The organism is Sphingopyxis microcysteis, from assembly GCF_012274265.1.
GTDB classification, from domain to species: domain Bacteria; phylum Pseudomonadota; class Alphaproteobacteria; order Sphingomonadales; family Sphingomonadaceae; genus Sphingopyxis; species Sphingopyxis microcysteis.
Genome location: NZ_JAANYY010000004.1, coordinates 112,062 through 135,206 on the forward strand (window position 1 = coordinate 112,062; position 23,145 = coordinate 135,206).

Consider the following 23,145-nt stretch of genomic DNA (forward strand, 5'->3'; position numbering starts at 1 on the left):
GCTGCGCTCGCAATGACGGATCAGGGTTTGCGCACTCCAAACGGCCACTCCACTGCCCCGCTGGCCCACAGCGCCCACCAGATGATCACCGGCTGCAACGCCAGCCGCGGGCCGTGGTACCACCAGCTCAATGTCTCGCCGCCGATCGCGACATTGGCGAGCGCGTGGTGGACATTGGCGGGCCATACGCAGAGAGCATAAAGCGCCAGTCCCCACCCTGCGGCCTTGCGCATCCGCGGAATCATCAGCCCGAGCGCTCCCAAAATCTCGGCGACGCCGGTGGCGGTGACCACCAGCTCGGGCTGCGGCACCCACGGCGGGGTGATCGCCAGAAACGGCTCGGGTCGCACCAGGTGCAGATAGCCTGCATAGCCATAAGCGAGCGCGAGCAGCCAGCGGAGCGCCGTGCGAACGGCGCGCTTCAACGCGCTTTGCCGTCTGCGGGCGTCACCGCCCGATCGCCTCCAGCATCGCCTCGACGCTGACGAATTTCTCGCGCGGGTTGCCGTCGAGCGCTGCGGCGACCTCGGCGGCCTCGATCCGCCGCCAGTCGGCGAAGGTCACCGGCGCCACCCCGCGGCTCGCCAGCAACGCATCGAGCCCCGGCCGCCCGGCCTTGCCCGCGCCGCGCCCGACATCCTCCAGCACCAGTTCGGCGATCCGCGCGCCGTCGGGCTTGTTGGTGCCGATCGTCCCCGACGGCCCGCGCCGCGCCCAGCCGACGCAGTACAATCCCGGCAAGATCCGGCCCTCGTCATTGGCAAAGCGGCCGCGGCCATGTTCATAGGGGACGCCGGGGATCGGCGGGGTCTGATAGCCGATGCAGCTGATGACCAGTCCGGCTTCGATGGCATAGGTTTCGCCGGTGCCATGGCTGCGCAGCTCGTCGTCCAGCGTGGTGCGCTCGACAATCACGCGCTGCGCTTTGCCGTCGCCCTCGATCGCCACCGGCATCGCGAAAAAGTCGAAATCGATCGTTACCGGCTTGGCGACCGGGTTGGCGGCAAAGCTCCGCAAATGCGTCACCGACTTGCGCATCCCGGGTTCGAGCAGCGCATCGTCGCCTTCCTGCGGCAGGTCGGCGGGGTCGACGCGCGGGCTGGCGCGCTCGAGATGCCCCAGTTCCCCCAGCTCCTTCGGCGTCATCGCAATCTGGTGCGGGCCGCGGCGACCCAATATGTGGATATGGCGCACCGCGCTTTCGGCGAGCTGCGCGCGCGCGTGCGCGACGATGTCGCTGCCCGCAAATTCCTGCGGGGTCTTCGCCAGAATGCGCGCGACGTCGAGCGCGACATTGCCGTTGCCGATCACCGCGACTCCGGCGGCGTCGAGCGGCGGATTCAGCCCGGCAAAATCGGGATGACCATTGTACCACCCGACAAAGGCGGCGCTGCCGATCACCCCCGGCAGGTCGGCGCCGGGAATATCGAGCGGCCGGTCGTTCGGCGCGCCGGTTGCCAGCACCACCGCGTCGTATAATTCGACCAGCTCGTCGATCGTCACGTCGCTGCCGACCGCGACATGGCCGACGAAACGGACATTGTCGGTCAGCGCGACGCCTTCGTAGCGCCGCGACACCGCCTTGATCGACTGATGGTCGGGCGCGACGCCGGTGCGAATCAGGCCATAGGGGACGGGCAGCCGGTCGATGACGTCGACCGCAATATCCTCGGCTTTCTGAAGTGTTTCGGCGGTGTAATAGCCCGCGGGACCCGACCCGACGATCGCGACATGACGCATCAACCCACTCCTTGCGGGTGTCCGCGCGGGCGCGCGGCCCCCCAACTGTTCTTTATCTGTTATGCCGTGATGCTAGCGGCGAAATGCGGCAGGGCAAGCGACCTTGTGCGGACCGGAACGGCGGTCTTGACAGCGCGGCGCTGGAATCATATTGCGCCCGCCTCACGATTGCCCTGTCGTCTAATGGTAAGACTGCGGTTTCTGATACCGCCTATCGAGGTTCGAATCCTCGCGGGGCATCCAATCCTTCCATCGCTGGATCCTGGCCCTAAGGACGAACTGCCGCGCGATAGCGTGACGGTGCCATGCCGAAGCGCCGGGCAAAGGCCGTCGCAAAGTGACTCGGCGTGGCAAAGCCGGTTGTCAGCGCGATGTCGGTCACCGATTCGTTGGTGTTCCGGAGCCGCCGCGCCGCTTCGTCGAGCCGCACGCGCATGACATATTGCCACGGCGACAGGCCGAACGCTTGCTGGAAGGCTGCCGTGAAGCGGCGAACATCCATCCCGATGAGCCTCGCCAGCACGTCAAGACTGTGGCGGGCGTCGAGCTGCCCGCGGATAGTGTCGGCCAGCAGGATCCGGTCGGACGCCGACAGCTGACGGCGCCGCGATCGTGGGGTGCCGGGCCCATATTGCCGACGAATATGCCATTCCAGGGCAACGCCAAGTCCGCGCGCCGCCATGATCGACAGATCGTCATCGGCGCTGCGCAAGAGATTCGCCAGCCGGACCGTGGCGCCGAAAAGGCTGTCGTCGCGATACTGGACGCGCGCAGCGAGCGGAGCATCGTCAAGCAGCGCGGTCGGCACGCGGAACTCGACGAACTCGGCCCGTTCGCCCTGCGCCAATGCCGCATAGCGGCACGCCGCCGGGACGACCCAGACATCGCCGCGCGATGGCAGCGCGCTGCCCGACGGCCCAACCGAAAATTCGCAGTCCATCCGGACCACTTGTCCGCCCAGATGGACAACGATGATGTGGTGATCTTCCTCGAACGCCCAGTCGGTCGGGCGCGCCAGATTTTCGGTCGCAGCCAATATGCCGAGACGACCAATCTGCGCCTGGTGCCGTGCGACGACGTCGCGCGGGGATCGCGGCCGGATCCCGTCCCATATCTGTGCGGCTTCGGTCAATCGCCCACCTCGCGAGTCCCCACGACTCGTCTTGCCTAAACCCAAAAACTGCGCCGGAATTGGAAAGCGGACAAGGCGAAAGCTTCTTATCCTCTGGAAAACAGACCCAAAGGAGACATTTGATGGCCGATCACAGCATTAAGGGAAAAACCGTTCTGATCGCGGGCGGCGGCAAGAATCTGGGCGGTCTTGTCGCCCGCGACCTGGCCGCGCACGGGGCCAAGGCGATCGCGATCCACTATAACAGCCCCGCCTCTGTTGCCGAGACGGAGGAAACGCTTGCCGCAGTCCGTGCCGCCGGGGCTGAAGCGGTTGCCTTTCAGGCTGACCTCACCTCTGCGGTCGCGGTCGAAAAGCTTTTTGCCGACACAATCGCCGCGATCGGTCGTCCCGACATCGCGATCAACACGGTCGGGAAAGTGCTGAAAAAGCCGTTCGCCGAGATCAGCGAGGCCGAATATGACGAGATGACGGCGGTCAATTCAAAGACCGCCTTTTTCTTTCTCAAGGAAGCGGGCAAGCATCTGAATAACCATGGCAAGATCTGCACCCTGGTGACGTCGCTGCTTGGCGCTTTCACGCCCTTCTACGCGGCCTATGCGGGCACGAAGGCACCGGTCGAACATTACACCCGCGCGGCGTCGAAGGAATTTGGCGAACGCGGCATTTCGGTCACGGCGATCGGACCCGGGCCGATGGATACGCCCTTTTTCTATCCTGCCGAAGGCGCCGATGCCGTGGCCTATCACAAATCAGCCGGCGCCCTGTCGGCCTTCTCGAAGACCGGCCTTACCGATATCGAGGATATCGTTCCCTGGATCCGTATGCTGGTGTCAGAGGGCTGGTGGATGACCGGCCAGACGATTCTGGTCAACGGCGGCTATACGACCAAGTGACCCCTCCCGGCGGGCGGCGGTTGCCGTCGCCCGCCGCTTTCGGGGCGATCAGGCGGCGTCCGTCGGTCCCCCGGAAAAAATGTTCCTCTCCTGCATCCATTGCCGCTCGCCGCGCCGTCTAGCTGATGATCGGCCGCTGCGCCGGTCCGGGCGACGGTTTCGCGCGGCGGTTGATTATGTGCTCCCCGGTGCAGTTCAGCCCCGTCTTGCGGGAAGCCGTCGCCTGTGGTTTCACCATGCCGGTGCGGCGTGACGGAGATTTATGTCGATGGATTTTTTGATTGCCGCTGCGGCCGCTGCCGCCACTGCATCCACCCCTGCGGCACCGCCGCCGACCCCGACGACCGTTTCGGTGCCGGTGTCCGAATCGATCAGCGCCGAAGAGATCGCGGCCTATATCAGCCCGCGCGAAATCGCCTCCTATGTCCCGGCGCCGCCGCCGACGACCGAGCTGGTGGCGGTCAGCGACCAGCTGTTCAGCCTGCTCGAAAATGTGACGGTCGTTGCGCTTTTCTGCGTCGGTTTTTTCCTGCTCGCGCGGCTGCTTCATGCGTGGATGCTCCACCGTTCGATCCGCCGCGCGCTCGAAGCGAAGTCGGAGGCGGTCGGCCCGCTGATCGAAAAGCTCAACAAGCCCTATGAGCATCTGAGCTGGCAGGGTGGCAAGGAAACGGTCAGCGTCGGCGACGACCGCAACGCGCTGGTCTTGCTGGCGATCGGCCTTGCAATGGCCGGCTTCGGGCTGATCCAGGGGCATGAACAGCTGATCCGCACGTCGGTCGGCGCGGCCCTCTTCCCCATCTTTGTCGGTGTCGCCCTGCTTGTCCGCCGCCGCCTCGCGCGCGCCGCGGCTGCCGAGGAGCGTGCCGCTGCGTGATGATGGGAGCGCCGAAGAAGATTGGGCTCTCAACCAGCGGGTTGCCGGGGGAGATCGCGCCGCTTTCCAGCTCCTCGTGCTGCGGTACGAAGGGCGGTTGCGCGCCTTCCTTGCACGCGCCGCGGGATGCGACGCCGACGATCTGGTGCAGGAAGCCTTCGTCCGCGCGTGGCAGCGTGCGGGCGATTATCGGGGGCAGGGGAGTTATGCGGCATGGATCATGGGAATCGGCTGGCGGCTGTTTCTCGACCAGCGGCGTACCGCAAAGCGGCGGGAGGGTCTGGCGGGCGCCGATGACGACGCGCCGACGTCGACCGATCCGCGCGGTGCCAGCGACGCGGCGATCGACGCCGACCGCCTGCTCGCCGCGCTGTCGCCGCAGGAACGCGCCGCGCTTACCTTATGCTTCGGCCACGGCTGGTCGCATGGCGAGGCGGCCGAGATCATGGGGGTGCCGCTCGGCACGCTCAAATCCTTGGTCTTGCGCGGGCGCGCCAAGGCGCAGAAGATGATCGGCGAAGGAGCGGACGGATGACGGCCCCGAACGACGCAGCGATGGACGCAATGCTGGCCGCGATGCTGGCGCCGCCGCGGCGCGCCGGCGACCGCGCCTTTACGCTCCAGGTCGAACGCGCGATCGACGCGCAGGCCGCCTACGCCCGCGCCCGCGCGCGCTTCTGGCGCAGCTTCGCGTTCGAGGCGCTGGCGATCGCGGCGCTGCTCGCGGCGCTGTGGCTGCTGTCATCGGCGCCGATCTTCGCGCCGCTGGCCAGCTCGACCCACTGGGGACTCGCCTCGCCGCTGCTGCTGATCCTGCTGCTGTGGTTCGGCACCCAGCGCTGGCGGAGCGCTTAGGGTCAGAACCCGAGGGTCCTGACCCCAGCGGGCCGCGCTGCCGGTCAGTCGTTCTCGATCTCGGCGTCGGGTGTCGGACGCGATTTTCGCGCCTTGGGGCTCGACGCAATCGATACCGGACGGTCCGCTTCATTTGCCGCCGCACCCTTGACCAGTGCGTCGAGCGAGCCGCCGTCAAAGCCGAGTTCCTTCATCAGGCTGTCGATCACCGGCGCCTGCGCGCGGTAAGCCAGCGCAGCCGACACAGCATTGCTCGCGAGGTTGCCATTGTCGGCACTGCCGCCGCTGCCGTTGCCGCCGCCGCTTCCGGCGCCGGTCTGGTTGATCCCGTCGACCTGGATGATCTTGATCGAATCGATCGCTTCCATCGGCTTGGCGGCTTCGCGCACGACTTCGGGCAGCACTTTCAACAGCGCCATCTTGGTTTGCAGCGAAATCTGGTCCGACGACAGCAGGTTCGCCGCCTCGTTGATCGCGCGCTGGCCCGCCGCTTCGACTTCGAACCGGATGCGCGCGGCTTCGGCGCGCAGCTTTTCGGCCTCGGCCTCGCCTTCGGCTTCCAACCGGACAGCGGCCGCGCGGTTCGCCGCGGCTTCCTTTTCGGCTTCGGCTTCGACCTTTACCGAAATCGCCTGCCGTTCGGCCTCCTTTGCCGCTTCGATTAGTTCGATGCGCTTCAAGCGCTCGGCGACTTCGGTTTCGCGCGCGGTCGCGACCTGTTCCTCGGCGGCAACAGCGATCGCGCGCGCGGCGTCGGCCTCGCCGCGCGCCTGACTTTCTTCGCGGCTCTTGTTCTGGATCAGGATCTGCTGTTCCTGGCGCGCCAGTTCGATCGCCTGCTCCTGCGCGATCCGCGCCTCTTCGATCGCGCGGTCAGCTTCGATCTGTTTGGCATCGACCAGCTGTTTCGCCTGGATGCGCGCATTTTCGGCTTCCTGGTTGCGCTGCGCCTGTTCACGCGCCACCTCCGCGGCCTGCTCGGCGCGCCGGATCTCGATCTCGCGCTGCTGGCCCAGCTTGGCAAATTCATTGTCGCGCGCGATTTCAAAGCTGCGCTTGTCGGCCTCCAGATTCTTGGTTTCGATCTGGACGCGCGTGTCCTGTTCGATGTCGTTGCGGGTTTTCTTGCGCAGTTCGATCTGTTCGGTCAGCTTGGTCAGACCTTCGGCGTCAAAGGCGTTGTTGGCGTTGAAATGTTCGATCGAGGTCTGGTCGAGCCCGGTCAGCGACACCGATTCCAGCTCGAGCCCGTTCATCGACAGATCGTTCGAGCTCACCTGCTGCACCTTCTGGACAAAGTCGGCGCGCTGTTCGTGCAGCTGGTTCATCGTCATGCCCGCGGCGACGGAGCGCAGCGCGTCGACGAACTTGCCTTCGACCAGATCCTTCAGCGCTTCGGGGTTCATCGTGCGCAGGCCCAGCGTCTGCGCCGCCATGGCGATCGATCCCGCATCGGGGCGGACGCGGACGTAGAATTCGGCCTTCACGTCTATTCGCAGGCGATCGAGCGTGATCAGCGCATCGACATTCTTGCGTTCGACCGCCAGCCGCACGGTGTTCATATTGACCGGCATCGTTTCGTGCAGCACGGGCAGGACCAGGGCGCCGCCGTTCATGATTACCCGTTCACCGCGAAATCCCGTGCGGACAAAGGCAATTTCCTTTGTCGCGCGATGATAAAGCCGCGTGACGATCAGTCCCAGAATAAGCAGCGCGGCCAGTCCGATACCCGCGTAAATAGCAATTTCGATCATGAACTCACCCGTTGCTGTCGATTCGTGCCGCCATCATTGGAAGCCCCTCGACGGATATTAGGGTCAGTCGAGCCGGGGTAAATAGAAATCGCCGCGGGTGAAGGCTTTGAATATATCGCCCTCGCGTTTTACCAGCAGCACGCTCTCGCCGGTCTGGAAAATCTGGTCGGCGCTGTCGGGTTCGACCATGATCTGATGTGGTTGCCCATGCTCGTCGGTCACGCGCGCCCGCGCCGGATGGCCCACGCGCGCGGTGCCGATGCTGATTTCTGCGAACCGCCCGATCAGGTCGTCGCGTTCGATCGCGGTGGTTTCGATCCCGGGCAAAACCCGCGCGACGACGCGCGCCGCGACGCCGGTCACCGGCAGCGCGCCGACGGCGGTCAGCGGCACCATCAGCAAATTGGTACCCGGACCGCCGGTCAGCGCGGTGATCAACTGTTGCAGCCCCAGCCCGAGCGCCCCGAACAGCGCCAGGAAAATCACCAGCCACATCAGGAACGGCACGCGGCCGATCCCGGCCCAGGCCAGCAATGTGTCGGCGACGCCCGCGTCGCCATCGGCATCGCCGTCCGCGTCGATGTCACCCGCCAGCCCGATTGCCTGCACCGCACCGACCATCAGCATCAGCAGCAGGGCGGCGCTGAAGACGACGTTTTCGGGCGCGAGAAATTGATCGAGCATCGGGTCTATGTGACGACGGCGACGAAGCTTGGCAAGCGAAGCCGCGCGATGCGTCGGACCCTAGGCCAGATCCTCACTCTCCGGCCCCTGATATTTCAGCTGCAAATAGCGTTCGCGCGTCGCCAGCTTGTCGAGTTCGCCCGCGGCCAGGCTGCGCGCGGCGCTGCCGATTTCGGCCTCCAGCATCTTGAGGCCGCCGACCAAAGTCTCGTCGGGGGTGCGACCGGCATGGGCTTCGCCGCGCAGCCCCGCCGGGATGCGCTGATAGCCCGCGACCAGTTCGGGCAAATCCTCGCCGACCAGCTTGCGGATGTTCGCCGCGGCGGGTTCGCCCGGGTCGAGCGTCTGGAGCTGCGGCGCTAGCAGGTCGAGCTGCACCCCGATGCCGTCGACCAGCTGGCGCGCCGGGGCGGGCAGCATCGGGCGCTGCGCCTCGAGCCAGATTTCGGTGCGCCCCGCAAGCTGCTTGAGGTCGGTCTTGGGCAAATCGGCCTGGCGCGGTTCGGGAAAGGGCGTCCGCCCGAACAATACCGCGACCCCGATCAAGAGCACGAACAGCGCGAGCAGCCCGGTGAACCCCAATGGCTGGATCAGCGCCCCGAACAGCGCCGCGCCGAGCAGGACGACCCCGCCCGCGATCAGCACCCGGCCCAGTTTCTTGTAGAGATGCTGGCGGCGCAGCGCGACGCTCTTGGTACCGATCGGGCGGCGGCGTTCGCGCGACCGTTCGATCGCACTTTCCGCCGACAGCCGGATCTTGTCGACCTCGCTCATGCTCATCGGTCCGCCGTCAACCTTCGATCGCCGCGAGCGGGCTGTCGGCGCCGCCGACGCTGGCCTGCGCCTGGCTCGCGCCCTCGGCGCGCGCAATATAGCCCTTCGACTTCGCGACCTCGCCCTCCAGCGTGTTGACCGTGGTCTTCATGCTGTCGAGCGCCTTCAGTTTGAAGGTGTCGATCGCGTCCATCGTGTCATAGATATTCTGGAACGCGCGTTGCAGTGTTTCCATCGGGATCGTGCTCGACGCCGCCTGCTCGTGGATGCGCGCGGTATTGTCCTTCAGCATCTTCGACGTGCCGTCGATGATGTTGGCGGTGGTGGTGTTGAGCGCGGTGATCTGTTCGAGCACCAGCTTCTGGTTGGTCATCGCCTGCGCGACGGTGATGGCGGTTTTCAAGGCGCCGACGGTGGTGGTGCTGGCGCGCTCGACCCCTTTCACCAGCTCGATATTATTCTTTTTGACGAGATCGAGCGCGAGATAGCCCTGCACCGTCACCGCCATTTGCGTCAGCAGATCCTGCGTCCGCTGGCGCGCGTAAAACAGCGCATTTTCGCGCAGCACTTTGGCCTTCGCGGGATCGACCCCGTCGAGTTCGGCGGCCTTGTCCTCAAGCTTGCGGTCGAGCGTCTGGGCGATGTGTACCATCTGCTCCAGCTTGCCCATCGCTTCCCACAATTTCCGCCGCTCGACGTCGATCGCGGCATTGTCCATCAACAGCTCGTCCTTGCCGTTCGCGAGCGCGGTCAGCACGCTCGAGATATGCGACTGGGCGCTGCGATATTTGGCGAAATAATTGGTGACGCTGCTGCCGAAAATCTTGTCGAGAAAGCCGCGCTTCGAAATCAGCTTGCCGTTCGCCGACGGGTCGAGCCGTTCGACGGTGTTTCGGAGCTCGATCAGATTCTGGCCGATGTCGGTGTCGCGGTCCATCGCCTTGATCGGGCGGTCGAGGAAGCGGTTCGACTGGTTCGCCGCCTCCAGCATTTCCTTGCGGCCCATGTTGGTGATCTGGTCGACCTTCTGGCCAAAGGCGGGCGAGTTGACGTCCTGCGCGACGAGGTCGTCGATAAAGCCGTCGACGCGCTCCTCCAGCTTCGATTTCTGTTCGCCGGACAGCGGCACCAGCCCCGCCGCCTTTTCGGGCGCGACCGCGGGAACGGGGTCGGGCGGGGTCAGCTTCAGCTCGTCGGTTGCGGTTGCCGTCGCGGTCTGCTCGCTCATTCGTCTTCCTTCCAGCCCCTTGCCGTCCCGCCTATATGGCATGCAGCACTGTGTTATTCAAGCATTACACTTGATTTGCGCGGTCCAATGCCGGCGCAATCCACGCCGACAGGATCAGCTGCGCCATGTGATAGACCAGGATCGGGACCAGCACCATGCCGGCGATCGCGGGCGGAAACAGCGTCGCCGCCAGCGGCGCGCCCACAGCGATGCTCTTTTGCGCGCCTGCGAACAGCAGCGTGATGCGGTCGGGCCGCGCGAGCCGCAGCAGCGCGCCAAATACCCACGCCCCGCCGAACGACAGCGCCAGCAACACCGCGACCGCGCCGCAGACGATGCCGATCTCGCGGCCGTCAAGCTGGTCCCATATCCCCGCGACCACCGCCGCCGAAAAGGCGACATAGACCGCGACCGCGATCGCGGTGCGGTCCATCGCGGTGGTCAGCCCCTTGTGCGCCAGCACCCACGGCCGCAGCCAGCGCTGCGCCAGTTGCCCGGCGATGAAGGGCAAGAGCAGGATGGCAACGATACGCAGCACTGCCTCGCCGCTGATCGCGCCCGCGCTGCCCGCGAGCGCCGCGAACAACAGCGGCGAGGCGATCACGCCGGTCAGGTTGAGCAGCGCCGCCGCAACGACGCTCGCCGCGACATTGCCCCCTGCCATCGAACTTGCCGCGGTCGCCGACTGGACCGTCGAAGGCAAGATGCCAAGGAACAGGAAACCCAGCGCCAATGTCGCAGGCAGAAATGGCGCCGTCGCGAGCTGCGCGCCAAGCCCGAACAGCGCCATGATCCCGAAGCAAAAGGCCAGCGCGCCGCCCTGCAATTTCCAGTTGCGGATACCGTGCAGCACTTCGTCGCGCGGGAGCCGGACCCCGTTGAGGAAGAACAGCAGCACGATCGCCGCGGTCGACACCCCCTGCGCCATCGGCACCGCCGCGCCGCGCACCGGCAACAGGCTGGCGAGCAGGATCGTGCCGAGCAGGATGGGGACGAAGCGGTCGGGAAAGATGCGGGATAGCATGGGAGGGCGATGGCGGGGCGGCGCGGATTTGGCAAGAATATGATCCTCCCTGTGGCGAAGCCATGGGGAGGGGGAGTGCAGGGTTGGATTGCCCCCGGCAATCCAAGTCCAGTCCGGGGGACTGGACGACCCCGCACTTTCGCGAAGCGAATGGTGGAGGGGCGACAACGTCTGAGCCAAAGCCCCTCCGTCAGCGCTTCGCGCTGCCACCTCCCCATCGCTACGCGACAGGGAGGATCGCCGCTGTCGCTTCCTCGCGCCCAGTCCGTTTGTCCCGAGCGAAGTCGAGGGACGCATCGCGCCGCGCCAGCGCGTCTCGACTTTGCTCGACACGAACGGGCAGGGAGCTAGATAGCAGGCATGCCCAACCTCCTCATCCTCGCCGCGCTCCCCGAAGAAGCCGAGTCCCTGTTCCCGAACGTCGGCACATCCGCCGCCGCCCCGATCCCCCTCCGCCGCCTCACCGCCCACGGTCACGCTCTCACCATCGCCACCTGCGGGCTCGGCAAGGTCAACGCGGCGCTCGCCGTCGGCCTGTTCGGCGCCGACGCCGACCTGATCCTGATGACCGGCACCTGCGGCGCGCTCGGCGCGGCACCGGGCGCGTACTGGATCGCCGAGGCGCTCCAGCATGACTATGGCGCCGCCCATCCCGGCGCCTTTCGCCGCTACCGCGCCGGAGACTGGCCGATGGGCGAGGCCGGGGCAGCACATTTCGCCGCGATGCCCGACCCCGGGCTCGGCCTGCCGCATGCCCGCATCGCCAGCGGCGACAGCTTCGTCGCCTGCCCCGATGCCGCCGCAGACCTCGCATCGCTCGGCGCGACGCTCGTCGATATGGAGGTCGGCGCGGTGGCGCAGGCGGCGGCGCGGCTGGGCAAGCCGTGGGCGGCGATCAAGGCGGTGACCGACGAAGCCAATGATGCCAGCGGCGGCGAATTTCAGGCGAATCTGGCGCGCGCAGCCCGCGCCGCTGCGGGGCAGATCGAACGGCTGGTGGCGATGCAGTGACCCGCCATCGATAAAGGCTAATAGTCGATGGTAATCCGCACCCGGTCAGGGCTGACCCCGGCGGCGCGCGCGATCTGTTCGCGGCTGCGGTCGACCACCTCCTGAAATCCCCCGGGCGCCGCGTCGTCGAGCAGGTCGGTGGGCGGAACGTCCGATGTGTCGGCAATTTCCGGCGCCGGTTCGAGCGGCGGGCCAATTGCGCTTTGCAGCTCTACGGCACTTTTCAGTTCCACCGCGCTCAGCGTCGCTGAAGACACCGGCCCTTCGAACTGGCAACCGAACAACCTCCCGCTGGCCCAGATCACGACCGCGGTGATGTCGCCCGCGTGGGGCAGCTCGATTTCGATCCGGTCGCACGGCGCCAGCTTGATGTCGCTTTCGAACAACAGGCCGGTGCCCGAGATATTGTGGATCTGCACTTCGATCCCGGTGCCGTCATGCTGCACCCCCCTGGCCAGCAGGCTGAGCTTCCGGCGCACGTCCTGGCGCTGGTCGGCGCCGGATGCCGCTGGCAGGAAATGTCCGAAAACAGCCATAGGCCGTTGTTGAGGTCGCGGCGTTAATAGAAGGTTAGCGGCGGCCGCCAAAGCTGACCGGGTGAATGGGCGGGATGGCAGCTGGCGACAGATAGCGAACGTAGCGAAGAGCAAGCCCCTCCCCTTCAGGGGAGGGGCAACGAAGACTTGGCAGCTTGCTGCCTAGTCGTAGTGGGGTGGGGGCCAGCGGCCATGGACAAGGCCGCTGGCCCCCACCCGCTGCGACTAACGAACAAGTTCGTAAGTCTCGCTGCCCTCCCCTGAAGGGGAGGGCGTGCCTTTGTCGCTACGTCCGCTCCCCACCCCAAAACCGCCATCCCGCTACTCATAACTCAGATGCGTCGCCTTCCCCCGGAAAATCCAGTGTGCCAGCACCGAATATCCCAAGATCACCGGCAGCACGAACAGCGCGCCGATCAGGATGATGCTCAGCGCCTCGGGGCTCGCCGCCGCCTGCCAGATGTCGAGCCGGTCGGCGATCAGATAAGGATAAAAGCTGTACGCGATGCCGACGAAGCCCAGCGCAAAGAGGATGCCCGCGACCGCCAGCGGCACCCATGACAGCTCGTCCTTCTCCCGTAGGGGGCGGCGCAGGAAGATCGCGAGGCCGACGAACAGCGTCGCCGACGCGATCGGGATCGGCAACAGCGCGATAATCTCGGGCAGGCGGAACCAGCGGTCGAAGATGCGTTCGGAGAGCAGCGGCGTCGCGATCGAGATGATCGCCATCGCCAGCGCCGTCGCCCACAGGCTGATTTCGGCCCAGCGCACCGCGCGTTTCTGCAAATCACCCTCGACCTTGTAGATCAGCCAGCAGGCGCCGACGAAGATATAGCCCGCGACCAGTCCCAAGGCGGCGAGCAGGCAGAACAGCACCGCGGCAAAGCTCTGGTCGAACCCCAGCACATAGGCGCCGAGCATATAGCCCTGACAGAGCGCGGTGAGCAGCGACCCGCCGAAGAAGGCATTGTCCCAGCGCTGCTTGTGCTCGGGCGGTGCCTTGGCACGAAACTCGAACGATACCCCGCGCAGGATCAGCGCGATCAGCATCAGCACGACGGGCAGGTAGAGCTGGGTCAGGATCAGCCCGTGCGCGACCGGAAAGGCGACGAGCAAGAGCCCGATGCCGAGCACCAGCCAGGTCTCGTTGGCATCCCAGAACGGCCCGATCGAGGCGACCATCAGGTCGCGGTTGGCGTCCTTTTCCAGCCGCGTCAGCATGCCGACGCCGAGGTCATAGCCATCGAGGATGACATAGAGCAGGATCGACAGCCCCATCAGCCCGGCGAAGATGACCGGCAGCCACCAGGGGTCGACGAACGGGGTCATGCGGGCGCCTCCGATTGCGGCTCGGCCGGGCCTTCGGCGACACCGGGCAGCGGGAACATCGGCTTGCCCTCGGGTGCCGCCTTGCCCAGCCGTGCGAGCCGGTACAGCACCGCGACATAGGCGGTCAGCAGCACCGCATAGACCGTCAGATAAAGCGTCAGCGAGCTTGCGACCATCGCGCCGCCGACCGGGCCGACCGCGTCGGCGGTGCGCAGCACCCCGGTGACCAGCCAAGGCTGGCGCCCGATTTCGGTGACATACCAGCCCGCGAGCGTCGCGACCCAGCCGGCAAAGGTCATCGCGACGAGCGCGCGCGCATACCAGCGCGGCAGGGCGTCGACTCCGCGCCGCCAGACCAGCCAGGCACCGAGCCACGACACCGCCAGCATCAGCATGCCCAGTCCGACCATGATCCGGAATCCCCAGAACAGGGGCGCGACCGGCGGATGATCGCCCCGATAATCGTTGAGCCCGGGGACGACGCCCGCCGCTTCATGCTTCAGGATCAGGCTGGCGCCCGACGGAATGGCCACTTCCAGATGGTTGGTGCGCGCCTTTTCGTTGGGGATGGCGAAAAGGATCAGCGGCGTGTGCGGCTGCGTCTCCCAATTGGCTTCCATCGCCGCGACCTTTTGCGGCTGGTGCTCCAGCGTGTTGAGCCCGTGCATGTCGCCGACGAAAATCTGGACCGGGATCAGCAGCGCCGCGGCATAGAGGGCGGCCTTCAGCGTCCGCCTGACGCCTTCGCCGCCGCCGTCCTTCAACCAGCGCCACGCCGACATGCCTGCGATCAGGAAGGCGACCGTGAGCGCCGAGGCGAGCAGCATATGCGTCAGCCGGTACGGCATCGACGGGTTGAAGATGATCGCCCACCAGTCGGTCGCATGGACGACGCCGTCGCGGATCTCATAACCCACCGGCGTCTGCATCCAGCTGTTGAGCACGATGATCCAGAACGCCGACAGCGTCGTGCCGGCGGCGACCAGAAAGGTCGCGAGCGTGTGGACCCAGTTCGGCACCCGGCTGAACCCGAACAACATGATCCCCAGAAAGACCGCCTCCAGGAAGAAAGCGGTGAGCACCTCATAGGCGAGCAGCGGCCCCGCGATATTGCCGACCTTTTCCATATAGCCCGGCCAGTTGGTGCCGAACTGGAAGCTCATCGTGATCCCCGACACGACCCCCATCGCAAAGCTCAGCGCAAAGACCTTCACCCACAGGCGATAGGCGTCCATCCACGCGCCGTCCTTGGTGCGGTTATAAGCGAGCTTGAAGCCGAGCAGCGCCCAGCCGAGCGCGATCGTGATCGTCGGGAACAGGATGTGGAAACTGATGTTCGCGGCAAACTGGATGCGTGCGAGGATCAGCGGGTCAAGCGCGTCCATGGTCGGCCTCCGAACTCAAAGCTCCGTTCGTGTCGAGCGAAGTCGAGACACCTTTTCCCCGCCCCAGCATGCGATCCTTGAACTCGAGCGCCTTCACCACGCGCTCGCCGAGCCGCAGCAGCTGGAGCAGCCGCTCATTGTCGAGCCGCCGCATCTCGGCATACCAGTCGGTCAGCAGCTCGATCTGCTCGTGCATCGCCGCCATCCGCTCCTGCGCAAAACGGTCGGCCGGATCGGTGGCGGGCTCCATCATCAGCGCGCGGAGCGTCGTCAGCGTCGGGTCGATCTCGCGCTTCTTGCGCTCCTCGACCAAAGTGCGGAAGATCGCCCACACGTCGCGCGGCGTCTCATAATAATCGCGGCGGTCGCCGGGGGCGTGGCGGAGCTGGACGAGGTTCCAGCTCGCCAGTTCCTTGAGGCCCATCGACACGCTGCCGCGCGACAGGCTCAGCGCCTCGCTGATCTCCTCGGCATGGCGCGGCGCGTCGGCCAGGAACAGCATGGCGTAGATCTGGCCGACCGTCCGGTTGATCCCCCAGCGGCTTCCCATCTCACCGAAATGCAGGACGAACGCCTGCGCAAGCGGGGAGAGCCGGAACGGCGGTGATGGCGAGGCCGCTGGAGAATCGGGGGCAGGCGACAAATCCATGTCCGCGCCATACGCTTCAATTTCTGAAGTTTCAATAATTATTGAAACTTGTCGCAGCCAATTCGACGCTACGCGCCACCTTCGACCACTTCGGCAATGATGTTGCGCCGCAGCACCGCTTCTGTTAGGGGCGCGGCGTTTCGCGGCGCTCCGGGCGCTGCCCCCTCCCATCAAGGCTCTCCCGCATGTCTTTGCGCAATATTGCCATAATCGCGCATGTCGATCATGGAAAAACCACCCTCGTCGACCAGCTGTTCCGCCAGTCGGGTACCTTCCGCGACAACCAGCGTGTCGAGGAAAGGGCCATGGATTCCAATGACCTGGAAAAGGAGCGCGGGATCACGATTCTCGCCAAGTGCACCAGCGTCGAATGGGGTGAGGGCGCCGACCAGACGCGGATCAACATCGTCGACACCCCGGGCCACGCCGATTTCGGCGGCGAGGTCGAGCGCATCCTCTCCATGGTCGACGGCGTCATCCTGCTGGTCGACGCCGCCGAAGGCCCGATGCCGCAGACCAAGTTCGTCACCGGCAAGGCGCTGGCGCTCGGCCTGAAGCCGATCGTCGTCGTCAACAAGATCGACCGCAGCGACGCCCGCGCCGCCGAAGTGCTCGACGAAGTGTTCGAACTGTTCCTGACGCTCGAAGCCAATGACGAACAGCTCGACTTCCCGATCCTCTACGCCTCGGGCCGCGGCGGCTATGCGTCGGAAAGCCCCGACGCGCGCGAAGGCGACCTGAACCCGCTGTTCGAAACGATCGTCCGCCACGTCCCCGAACCCGGCCTCGACGAGAATGCCCCCTTCACCTTCCTCGCGACCCTGCTCGACCGCGACAATTTCATCGGCCGCATCCTGACCGGCCGCGTCCAGTCGGGTACGGTCAAGGTCAACCAGCCGATCCACGCGCTCGACATGGACGGCAAGGTGATCGAAGCCGGCCGCGCGTCGAAGCTGCTCGCCTTCCGCGGTCTCGACCGCGTCCCCGTCGAGGAAGCCAAGGCGGGCGACATCGTCGCGATCGCGGGGCTGACCAACGCCACCGTCGCGAACACGATCGCCGACACCAGCGTCAGCGAACCGATCGCCGCGCAGCCGATCGACCCGCCGACGCTGTCGATGCGCTTTGCCGTCAATGACAGCCCGATGGCGGGCCGCGAAGGCAGCAAGGTCACGAGCCGCATGATCCGCGACCGCCTGTTCCGCGAAGCCGAAACCAATGTCGCGATCCGCATCACCGAAAGCGCCGACAAGGACAGTTTCGAAGTCGCGGGCCGCGGCGAGCTCCAGCTCGGCGTGCTCATCGAAACGATGCGCCGCGAAGGCTTCGAACTCGGCATCAGCCGCCCGCGCGTGCTGTATGGCGAGGACGAGGCCGGCAAGCGCACCGAACCCTATGAAACCGTCGTCATCGACGTCGACGACGAACATAGCGGCACGGTCGTCGAGAAGATGCAGATCCGCAAGGCCGACCTCACCGACATGCGTCCGTCGGGCGGCGGCAAGACGCGCATCACCTTCAGCGGCCCGTCGCGCGGCCTGATCGGCTATCATGGCGAATTCCTGTCCGACACGCGCGGCACGGGGATCATGAACCGCCTGTTCGAGAAATATGGCCCGTACAAGGGCGTGATCGAGGGCCGCAAGAATGGCGTCCTGATCTCGAACGGCAATGGCGAAGCGGTGGCCTATGCGCTCGGCCCGCTCGAAGAGCGCGGCATCCTGTTCGTCTCGCCCGGCGAGGCGCTGTATGAGGGCATGATCATTGGCGAGAATGCCAAGCCCGAGGATCTCGAGGTCAACCCGATGAAGTCGAAGCAGCTCACGAACTTCCGTTCGACAGGCAAGGACGACGCGATCCGGCTGACCCCGCCGAAGCGGATGACGCTGGAACAGGCGATCGCGTATATCGACGATGACGAGATGGTCGAGGTGACCCCGAAGAACATCCGCATCCGCAAGGCGATCCTCGACCCGCATGAGCGGAAGAAGGCGAGCCGCAAGAAGGAAGCGGCGTAAGACCAAGGGGGCGGCCAGCGATGGTCGCCCCCTTTCTTTTTCGACGGCTTGTTCCAGTCGTTTCCCCGCCTTCGTCATCCCGGGCTTGACCTGGGATCCATCGCAGCGCTGAAGTCATGGACCCCCGATCAAGTCCGGGGTGACGAGACAAAGGGACGGGGCGTATGGCAGGAAGCACAGCATGAGCCGCCTGATCCTGTTCAACAAGCCGTACGGCGTGCTGTCGCAATTCACCGACAAGGGAACGACCGCACCCGCCGACGGCCCGCGCGCGACCTTGTCCGACTATATCGACGTGCCGGGCGTCTATCCCGCCGGGCGGCTGGACCGCGACAGTGAAGGCCTTCTGATCCTGACCGACGACGGCGCGTTGCAGGCGCGGATTTCGTCGCCGAAGCACAAGATGCCCAAAACCTATCTGGCGCAGGTCGAGGGCGAGCCGGATGACGCCGCGCTGGCGGCCCTCAGCCGCGGCGTCACGCTGAACGACGGCCCGACCCGCCCCGCGACCGTCCGCCGCATCGAGGCGCCAAAGCTGTGGGACCGCGACCCGCCGGTGCGATACCGCAAGAGCGTGCCCGACAGCTGGATCGAACTCACCATCACCGAAGGCCGCAACCGCCAGGTCCGACGGATGACGGCGGCGGTCGGCTATCCGACGCTGCGGCTGGTGCGGTGGCGGATCGGGGCGTGGGAGATTGGGGATTTGGCGGTGGGGACGTGGCGGGAGGTTGGGTGAAAGTTCAGCCTAGAAGCGATTGGCCATTAATAGATCGAGCGCATTCAAAGCTGTCGCGCTTTCGGCGAGCAGACGTTCGCATCGTTCGCCAGCAAATTTGCGGCACCGCAGGATCTACGCAGGCGCTACCAGTCGCCGCCGAGACGGTCGAGCAAGCCATCACCGTCGAGCCACCGGCTGAACTGGCGGCGGCGGGCGATCGCGGGGCTACCGCCCTCGCCCCAGTTATTATATTGCGAGAGATCGTCGAGCAGCATGTCCGCCCAGTCGTGCCGGTGGTAGCGGAATTCGCGGTGCCCGTCGGCCGCATAGACCGGGAGCAAGTCAGGCTGCTCGGTCCGGAAAAACAGGAATTTCGATGCATAGACTTGCACCAACTCGTTGAGGCGCCCGGTCTCGTCACTGTCGACGCGCAAGGTCACGAGACTAGGTTCGCTAGGATGACTCATCGGCAGCATATATGCGATCGTAATGGTTGGAAGTATCGGCAGGATCAGCTTTCTTCCAGAGTGGACGGCGTTGGCCGACGCTGGAAAATTGTGGAAGAAGCCGTCGCCGGCGATGAACTCGCGGCTGTCACCGAACAGAATCGCCCATCGACCGCTGGTCTCCATCGGCGCCCTGTAGGCATCATAAAGGTGCTGCTGGTTGAGTGCGATGAGGGTTTTGTCGACCTTTGTCGCGGGAACACCGAAATTGGCCTGATATGCTGAAGTCGTACGGCGGATCACATGCCGGATTCGCGGGCTACGGGCGAGCAGGGAGGCGGTTATCCGCGCGAGCTGCAGTCGTCGATCTTCGGGAAGTGGTTGGGCGAGGATCCGCTCTACCATCGGCCGGTCACTGCCGGTGATTGAAGCTTCGAGCGTAGAGAGCCAATCGACGAAGTTTCCTATCTCGCCGTCGGGCTGGTTGAAGATGGGCTCGAAGGTCGAGTCCCACGGACCGCCCATCTTCATGTGATGCGCATTGGTTATTGCCCCAAACTGTCCGGCCGGTGCGCGCTTGATCTTGCCGTTGGGCGCGATGACCGACACCATCTGGTCGGGAGCGACCCAATGGTCGGCGAGCGTGCGCGGCCACCAGTGATGGAGTTCCGTTTTGAGCGGCTTCTTGGGATTATTCACGGGCGGGTCGGGCCTTCGAATGAGCAGTCTGTTCGAAGCTGGTGCCAGCATCGTACTCGCGAGCCAAGCATGTCATGATTTCGACAGTCACGGAAGTTGGACGCTGCTAATTTGAATGGGGAATTTAAGGCATCGCCCGCAACTGTTCCTCATTCGATTTCGAACGAAATCGGCGACGGCTTGCCGGAAGCGTTGACGCTGGTTGCGATTCCGAAAGTGAGCTAGGGGCGGAACATGACCCAGAAGCCCGGAAATCGTCCTATTGATCGCCTAAGGGAAGGGCCAGGTAGCGCCGAAATCCCACCGGGACACGGCAGCATAATCAGCATGAAAGTCATCGGCGACCGGATGTATTTTCTAGCTGAGCGCGGTTTCACTTCCGGAGTGATGGCGGACCAAATAGACCCAGAGCGGACCAACCCTAGAATTCCGTTTGTGATCCAGAGGGTCGAAATACCTTACGGCGTCGAGCATCCATTTATGCAGAAGACGGTTTGCGTGGCCTTCGAGCTCATAAATCAGACATATCTGCAGAACGGCGTTGATGTGGACGAGTGTCTAACTTTAGCCGTGAGCAATGCAATATCGCTCGCATCAGTGATGGACGTCGTCAACGAAATGACCGGTCATCAAGGCGCTACGCGAGCAGCCGGCAAAGCGGGTAAACTCTCCGCCGGTCACTTGCCCCACACGCTAAATCTCAAGAGCAAAGTGCATCAAAGCCTTGCGGCACTCCGAGATGTGGAAGTGGCCATTAAAAAAACCGTTTCAAAATTTTATCCGAAGGACGCCCCTAACGATGCTTGGGACAAAAAGTTCAAGGCAGAGCTGATCTCATCGCGTGACAAGACGGAAGGGTTTGTCGACCACGTAAATATGATCTGGAAATTTATGGAGGAAGTAGCGGATCACCGTCACGCGATGATCCATGCCGATGAATCAAAATCGCTCACAATCTATGACTACGAACTCGATCCCACGGGTGCATTTGTGGCCCCAACTATCGAAATCCTGCATCCACGTAGTCCTGTCACACGTCGTGACACCGCCCAATTTCTGGAATCCCAGACAATGAAAATTGCGAACGTCTATGAGAATTTGCTCGGTTATCTTTGTGACCTCAACGCCCGCGAACCGAGTGTCAAATTCGAACACCATGTGACAAGCCTACCGGCAGAGCAGCGTCGACACGGCTCAAAACTGGTTTGGACCACAAAAATCAGAGACGGAGAGACCTTCCCTTAATGATCCATCAAAATAACGGGTCTTAACCACATCGTTCGTGAGGCGAACAGCGTTAGGCGCTCAATACATAGTCAGCCCATAGGTTTGAATGTCCCTTTTTAGCTTCAACTCGGCCACCAACACGGCGGATCAGAACCAAAGCGACCAGTGGCTTAGGTGGAACAAAGCATAAACAAAACCCTTTCCTACAAATTTTCCGTCTGTCATATGCTGTCCGGTTTGGTCTCGCGGCTTCGCCCGGGACATATGGAGGAGGGCATATCATGCAGAATCGCACCCCGATCGCGAAGGAGGCGCGGCCGCCGCTTCCCGAGTTTACGCCGGTGCCGCGCAAGTACCGGCACGACGGGTGGACGCCCGAGCGGCAGAAGGCGTTTATATCGGCGCTGGCCGATACCGGGTCGGTCAGCCGCGCGGCGGCGATGGTCAATATGGCGCAGACGAACTGCTATACGCTGCGGCGCGCGCCCGGCGCGGAGAGCTTTCGGCGGGCGTGGGAGGCGGCGCTCGATTTTGGGCTCGCGCGGCTGAAAGACATCGCGTTCGAGCGCGCGATCGACGGTTATCTGGTGCCGGTCTTTGTCGCGGGCAAGCTGATGGGCTTTCGGCGGCGGCACAATGATGCGCTGCTGATGTTCTGCCTGCGCCATTATGGGCAGGATGCGGGGGGCAAGCGCACGACGATCAACTATTTTTCGACGCGGGCGAGCGCGGGTGCGGTGACTGCGGGCGGGGGTGTCGGGGGCGGTGTCGGGGCGATGGGTGTCTCGACTGCGCTCGATACGAACGGAATTGAGGGGAGTGCCGGGGCCGCCGGTGCGGTGGCCGAAGCGTCGACGACGACGGTGCGGACGGTGATCCATGGTCCGTCGGCTTCGCCCGGGGCGAACGGGGATGGGGTCGCGGCGCAGGATGCAGCGGCAGCGGCGATCGAGGGGTTTGAGGGGGCGGCGCTCGACGCGCAAGCGGAGGCCGAGATCGGCGCCGCGCTGCTCGCGCTGGCGGCGCGGCAGCGCGCGATGGTGGCGGCGATCGACGCGGGTGACGTGGACGCGGTGGCGATGCAGATCGACGACCCCGGGGTGCCGCTGGTCCAGCTGGGCGCGCATGGTTCACCCTATTACGGACCGCTGCAAATGCACCCGGGGCTGGTCGATGCCGACGCCGATGCCGAACCGCCGCTGCGCATCGGCGGCGAGGCGAGCTGGGTGGTGGCGGGGGCGGAGGTTCCCGAGGTGTATCGCGAGTGGATCGCCGCGGCCGAGGCGGAGGGGCGGTCGGTGCCGGTGGTGCCGCTGATGCCTGAGGTGGATGACGGGATCGCGGCGGTGCGCAAGCCGCCGTCGTGGCGGCAGGCGCGCAAGGCGAAGGCGGCGCGGGAGGCGGCGGCCGAGGGGGAGGGAGAGGCGGCGTGATCCTCCCTGTCGCGCAGCGATGGGGAGGTGGCCGTGCGCAGCACGGACGGAGGGGCTTTGGCGCTGGCGTCGCCGCCCCTCCGTCAGCCCTGCGGGCTGCCACCTCCCCATGCCTGCGGCACGGGGAGGATTGTCGGACGGCGCGCCATTGTGGCCTAAGCCGCCGCCGGGCGTGCGGCGCGCGCCGATAAGGGCTAATGCGCGTTTACCGTCTTTTCATGCCGACCCCATAGGACGGCGTTGAAGGGACCATTTACGGAAAGGCGCGTCATGCCCATTGGTCCCGAGATGCGACGGTTGCGCGCCGAACATGCGGCGCTGGCGACGCTGTCGCAGCTGTTGCTGGACCTGGTGCGCAAGCCCGAGCCGCCGCGCCCGACCGAGCTGGCGTCGGTGCGCGGAATGCTGCGCGATACATTGCTGCGCCACCTGAAGTGCGAGGACTGGATCCTCTATCCGCGATTGAAGTCGAGCGGCAATCCCGAGGTCGTCGCGATGGCGGGCGAGTTCGTCCGCGAAATGGGGCATATCGCGCAGGATTTCGCGGCCTATGACGCGAAATGGACCGCCGAGCGGATCGCGGACGACTGGCCGGGGTTCTGCCGCGAGACCGAGGCGGTGATGCACGTGCTGGGCATGCGGATCGAGCGCGAGAATTGCGATCTTTATCCCGCCGCCGAGCAGCTCGATTTCATGTGACGCCGAACCTTCTTTTTACCGTCATCGC

At 64.9% G+C, this 23,145-nt stretch carries 23 protein-coding genes and 1 tRNA gene; 11 read left to right on the plus strand and 13 right to left on the minus strand.

Annotated elements, in window-relative coordinates; genetic code table 11:
* Window positions 1-20: 20 nt before the first annotated feature.
* Together G9408_RS11890 and G9408_RS11895 are read right to left on the minus strand one after the other, a co-directional pair.
* Complete coding sequence (locus G9408_RS11890; RefSeq protein WP_168454228.1) at window positions 21-425, minus strand: DoxX family protein; 405 nt, start codon at window positions 423-425, stop codon at window positions 21-23.
* Between the two features lie 22 nt (window positions 426-447).
* The gene (locus G9408_RS11895) at window positions 448-1,740 is read right to left on the minus strand and encodes an FAD-dependent oxidoreductase (RefSeq protein WP_168454229.1); all 1,293 of its coding nucleotides are present in this window, start codon (window positions 1,738-1,740) and stop codon (window positions 448-450) included.
* A 169-nt stretch (window positions 1,741-1,909) separates the two neighbouring features.
* On the opposite strand from G9408_RS11895, the gene G9408_RS11900 reads away from it, so the two are divergent.
* Window positions 1,910-1,983: transfer RNA gene (locus tag G9408_RS11900), tRNA-Gln, on the plus strand.
* 25 nt (window positions 1,984-2,008) lie between these two features.
* On the opposite strand, the gene G9408_RS11905 is transcribed toward G9408_RS11900, so the two are convergent.
* On the minus strand, window positions 2,009-2,872 hold the full coding sequence (locus G9408_RS11905; protein WP_168454230.1) for a helix-turn-helix transcriptional regulator: 864 nt from the start codon (window positions 2,870-2,872) through the stop codon (window positions 2,009-2,011).
* A 122-nt stretch (window positions 2,873-2,994) separates the two neighbouring features.
* Here G9408_RS11905 and G9408_RS11910 point away from each other — a divergent pair, with 122 nt between their 5' ends.
* From G9408_RS11910 to G9408_RS11925, 4 genes are all read left to right on the plus strand, one after another.
* A complete protein-coding gene (locus tag G9408_RS11910) occupies window positions 2,995-3,768 on the plus strand; it encodes an SDR family oxidoreductase (RefSeq protein WP_168454231.1) in 774 nt (257 codons plus the stop codon).
* A gap of 268 nt (window positions 3,769-4,036) precedes the next feature.
* Window positions 4,037-4,645, plus strand: coding sequence for a hypothetical protein (locus tag G9408_RS11915; RefSeq protein ID WP_168454232.1), 609 nt, complete (start codon window positions 4,037-4,039; stop codon window positions 4,643-4,645).
* The gene (locus G9408_RS11920; protein ID WP_168454233.1) at window positions 4,632-5,180 is read left to right on the plus strand and encodes an RNA polymerase sigma factor; all 549 of its coding nucleotides are present in this window, start codon (window positions 4,632-4,634) and stop codon (window positions 5,178-5,180) included. The genes G9408_RS11915 and G9408_RS11920 overlap by 14 nt, the downstream gene beginning before the upstream one ends.
* Complete coding sequence (locus G9408_RS11925) at window positions 5,177-5,500, plus strand: hypothetical protein (RefSeq protein WP_168454234.1); 324 nt, start codon at window positions 5,177-5,179, stop codon at window positions 5,498-5,500. Before G9408_RS11920 ends, G9408_RS11925 begins: the two co-directional genes overlap by 4 nt.
* Before the next feature lie 44 nt (window positions 5,501-5,544).
* Here the strand turns inward: G9408_RS11925 and G9408_RS11930 are convergent, their stop codons facing one another.
* The 5 genes from G9408_RS11930 to G9408_RS11950 all read right to left on the minus strand — a co-directional run bounded on the left by G9408_RS11930 (window position 5,545) and on the right by G9408_RS11950 (window position 10,964).
* Window positions 5,545-7,254: a flotillin family protein gene (locus G9408_RS11930; protein ID WP_168454235.1), complete on the minus strand. Its 1,710-nt coding sequence runs from the start codon at window positions 7,252-7,254 to the stop codon at window positions 5,545-5,547.
* 63 nt (window positions 7,255-7,317) lie between these two features.
* Entirely contained in the window at window positions 7,318-7,938 is a 621-nt protein-coding gene (locus G9408_RS11935) for an OB-fold-containig protein (RefSeq protein WP_168454236.1), read from the minus strand.
* A gap of 60 nt (window positions 7,939-7,998) precedes the next feature.
* On the minus strand, window positions 7,999-8,712 hold the full coding sequence (locus G9408_RS11940; protein WP_235957769.1) for a hypothetical protein: 714 nt from the start codon (window positions 8,710-8,712) through the stop codon (window positions 7,999-8,001).
* Window positions 8,713-8,728: 16 nt separating this feature from the next.
* Entirely contained in the window at window positions 8,729-9,940 is a 1,212-nt protein-coding gene (locus tag G9408_RS11945) for a toxic anion resistance protein (protein ID WP_168454238.1), read from the minus strand.
* A gap of 64 nt (window positions 9,941-10,004) precedes the next feature.
* The gene (locus tag G9408_RS11950; protein WP_168454239.1) at window positions 10,005-10,964 is read right to left on the minus strand and encodes a bile acid:sodium symporter family protein; all 960 of its coding nucleotides are present in this window, start codon (window positions 10,962-10,964) and stop codon (window positions 10,005-10,007) included.
* A gap of 360 nt (window positions 10,965-11,324) precedes the next feature.
* On the opposite strand from G9408_RS11950, the gene G9408_RS11955 reads away from it, so the two are divergent.
* Window positions 11,325-11,975, plus strand: a complete 651-nt coding sequence (locus tag G9408_RS11955; RefSeq protein ID WP_168454240.1) for a 5'-methylthioadenosine/S-adenosylhomocysteine nucleosidase family protein — start codon at window positions 11,325-11,327, stop codon at window positions 11,973-11,975.
* A 17-nt stretch (window positions 11,976-11,992) separates the two neighbouring features.
* Here the strand turns inward: G9408_RS11955 and G9408_RS11960 are convergent, their stop codons facing one another.
* The 4 genes from G9408_RS11960 to G9408_RS11975 form a co-directional block, all read right to left on the minus strand.
* On the minus strand, window positions 11,993-12,511 hold the full coding sequence (locus tag G9408_RS11960) for a PilZ domain-containing protein (RefSeq protein WP_168454241.1): 519 nt from the start codon (window positions 12,509-12,511) through the stop codon (window positions 11,993-11,995).
* A gap of 321 nt (window positions 12,512-12,832) precedes the next feature.
* Entirely contained in the window at window positions 12,833-13,840 is a 1,008-nt protein-coding gene (locus tag G9408_RS11965) for a cytochrome d ubiquinol oxidase subunit II (RefSeq protein WP_168454242.1), read from the minus strand.
* On the minus strand, window positions 13,837-15,225 hold the full coding sequence (locus G9408_RS11970; RefSeq protein WP_168454243.1) for a cytochrome ubiquinol oxidase subunit I: 1,389 nt from the start codon (window positions 15,223-15,225) through the stop codon (window positions 13,837-13,839). The genes G9408_RS11965 and G9408_RS11970 overlap by 4 nt, the downstream gene beginning before the upstream one ends.
* The gene (locus G9408_RS11975; protein WP_168454244.1) at window positions 15,212-15,874 is read right to left on the minus strand and encodes a GbsR/MarR family transcriptional regulator; all 663 of its coding nucleotides are present in this window, start codon (window positions 15,872-15,874) and stop codon (window positions 15,212-15,214) included. The genes G9408_RS11970 and G9408_RS11975 overlap by 14 nt, the downstream gene beginning before the upstream one ends.
* Window positions 15,875-16,059: 185 nt before the next feature.
* Here G9408_RS11975 and typA point away from each other — a divergent pair, with 185 nt between their 5' ends.
* Both typA and G9408_RS11985 read left to right on the plus strand, forming a co-directional pair.
* The gene (typA, locus tag G9408_RS11980; RefSeq protein ID WP_168454245.1) at window positions 16,060-17,892 is read left to right on the plus strand and encodes a translational GTPase TypA; all 1,833 of its coding nucleotides are present in this window, start codon (window positions 16,060-16,062) and stop codon (window positions 17,890-17,892) included.
* 181 nt (window positions 17,893-18,073) lie between these two features.
* Complete coding sequence (locus G9408_RS11985; RefSeq protein ID WP_168454246.1) at window positions 18,074-18,631, plus strand: pseudouridine synthase; 558 nt, start codon at window positions 18,074-18,076, stop codon at window positions 18,629-18,631.
* A 125-nt stretch (window positions 18,632-18,756) separates the two neighbouring features.
* Here the strand turns inward: G9408_RS11985 and G9408_RS11990 are convergent, their stop codons facing one another.
* On the minus strand, window positions 18,757-19,758 hold the full coding sequence (locus tag G9408_RS11990) for a DUF4238 domain-containing protein (protein ID WP_168454247.1): 1,002 nt from the start codon (window positions 19,756-19,758) through the stop codon (window positions 18,757-18,759).
* Window positions 19,759-19,992: 234 nt separating this feature from the next.
* On the opposite strand from G9408_RS11990, the gene G9408_RS11995 reads away from it, so the two are divergent.
* From G9408_RS11995 to G9408_RS12005, 3 genes are all read left to right on the plus strand, one after another.
* The gene (locus tag G9408_RS11995; RefSeq protein WP_168454248.1) at window positions 19,993-21,003 is read left to right on the plus strand and encodes a hypothetical protein; all 1,011 of its coding nucleotides are present in this window, start codon (window positions 19,993-19,995) and stop codon (window positions 21,001-21,003) included.
* A gap of 263 nt (window positions 21,004-21,266) precedes the next feature.
* Window positions 21,267-22,418 carry a hypothetical protein gene (locus G9408_RS12000; RefSeq protein WP_168454249.1) on the plus strand — a complete coding sequence of 384 codons (1,152 nt, stop codon included), beginning with the start codon at window positions 21,267-21,269 and terminating at the stop codon, window positions 22,416-22,418.
* A gap of 270 nt (window positions 22,419-22,688) precedes the next feature.
* Window positions 22,689-23,117, plus strand: a complete 429-nt coding sequence (locus tag G9408_RS12005; RefSeq protein ID WP_168454250.1) for a hemerythrin domain-containing protein — start codon at window positions 22,689-22,691, stop codon at window positions 23,115-23,117.
* The last annotated feature ends 28 nt before the right edge of the window (window positions 23,118-23,145 follow it).

Bases quoted from the DNA above. Each gene is read 5' to 3' on its own strand.
- G9408_RS11895 (WP_168454229.1), bottom strand. From the start codon at position 1,740: ATGCGTCATGTCGCGATCGTCGGGTCGGGTCCCGCGGGCTATTACACC.
- G9408_RS11910 (WP_168454231.1), top strand. From the start codon at position 2,995: ATGGCCGATCACAGCATTAAGGGAAAAACCGTTCTGATCGCGGGCGGC.
- G9408_RS11915 (WP_168454232.1), top strand. From the start codon at position 4,037: ATGGATTTTTTGATTGCCGCTGCGGCCGCTGCCGCCACTGCATCCACC.
- G9408_RS11925 (WP_168454234.1), top strand. From the start codon at position 5,177: ATGACGGCCCCGAACGACGCAGCGATGGACGCAATGCTGGCCGCGATG.
- G9408_RS11930 (WP_168454235.1), bottom strand. From the start codon at position 7,254: ATGATCGAAATTGCTATTTACGCGGGTATCGGACTGGCCGCGCTGCTT.
- G9408_RS11935 (WP_168454236.1), bottom strand. From the start codon at position 7,938: ATGCTCGATCAATTTCTCGCGCCCGAAAACGTCGTCTTCAGCGCCGCC.
- G9408_RS11940 (WP_235957769.1), bottom strand. From the start codon at position 8,712: ATGAGCGAGGTCGACAAGATCCGGCTGTCGGCGGAAAGTGCGATCGAA.
- G9408_RS11945 (WP_168454238.1), bottom strand. From the start codon at position 9,940: ATGAGCGAGCAGACCGCGACGGCAACCGCAACCGACGAGCTGAAGCTG.
- G9408_RS11950 (WP_168454239.1), bottom strand. From the start codon at position 10,964: ATGCTATCCCGCATCTTTCCCGACCGCTTCGTCCCCATCCTGCTCGGC.
- G9408_RS11955 (WP_168454240.1), top strand. From the start codon at position 11,325: ATGCCCAACCTCCTCATCCTCGCCGCGCTCCCCGAAGAAGCCGAGTCC.
- G9408_RS11960 (WP_168454241.1), bottom strand. From the start codon at position 12,511: ATGGCTGTTTTCGGACATTTCCTGCCAGCGGCATCCGGCGCCGACCAG.
- G9408_RS11965 (WP_168454242.1), bottom strand. From the start codon at position 13,840: ATGACCCCGTTCGTCGACCCCTGGTGGCTGCCGGTCATCTTCGCCGGG.
- G9408_RS11970 (WP_168454243.1), bottom strand. From the start codon at position 15,225: ATGGACGCGCTTGACCCGCTGATCCTCGCACGCATCCAGTTTGCCGCG.
- G9408_RS11975 (WP_168454244.1), bottom strand. From the start codon at position 15,874: ATGGATTTGTCGCCTGCCCCCGATTCTCCAGCGGCCTCGCCATCACCG.
- typA (WP_168454245.1), top strand. From the start codon at position 16,060: ATGTCTTTGCGCAATATTGCCATAATCGCGCATGTCGATCATGGAAAA.
- G9408_RS11985 (WP_168454246.1), top strand. From the start codon at position 18,074: ATGAGCCGCCTGATCCTGTTCAACAAGCCGTACGGCGTGCTGTCGCAA.
- G9408_RS11995 (WP_168454248.1), top strand. From the start codon at position 19,993: ATGACCCAGAAGCCCGGAAATCGTCCTATTGATCGCCTAAGGGAAGGG.
- G9408_RS12000 (WP_168454249.1), top strand. From the start codon at position 21,267: ATGCAGAATCGCACCCCGATCGCGAAGGAGGCGCGGCCGCCGCTTCCC.
- G9408_RS12005 (WP_168454250.1), top strand. From the start codon at position 22,689: ATGCCCATTGGTCCCGAGATGCGACGGTTGCGCGCCGAACATGCGGCG.